Source organism: Mesobacillus subterraneus (genome assembly GCF_000934845.1).
In the GTDB taxonomy this organism is placed as follows: domain Bacteria; phylum Bacillota; class Bacilli; order Bacillales; family Cytobacillaceae; genus Mesobacillus; species Mesobacillus stamsii.
On sequence record NZ_JXIQ01000046.1, the window covers coordinates 1 to 346 of the forward strand.

The 346-nt window shown below is 43.9% G+C and carries 2 tRNA genes; both read right to left on the reverse strand.

The features are described from left to right. Window positions 1-75 (reverse strand) — tRNA-Gly (locus tag UB32_RS06720). 67 nt (window positions 76-142) lie between these two features. Then, window positions 143-215 (reverse strand) — tRNA-Lys (locus UB32_RS06725). Window positions 216-346: the final 131 nt, after the last annotated feature.

Genomic DNA, 346 nt, shown 5'->3' on the forward strand with positions numbered 1-346 from the left:
TGGAGCGGAAGACGGGATTCGAACCCGCGACCCCAACCTTGGCAAGGTTGTATTCTACCACTGAACTACTTCCGCATGATTTTATTATATAGGTAAGACCCCTAAAAATAAAGGACAAGTTTCCTCTAGGGGTCATGATGAGTGAGCCATGAAGGACTCGAACCTTCGACCCTCTGATTAAAAGTCAGATGCTCTACCGACTGAGCTAATGGCTCATTGAATAGGATAAATTTATTTATCGCCTCTTAAACATCTAAATGCAAAAAAGAAAATAAAAATGGCTGGGCTAGCTGGATTCGAACCAACGCATGACGGAGTCAAAGTCCGTTGCCTTACCGCTTGGCTA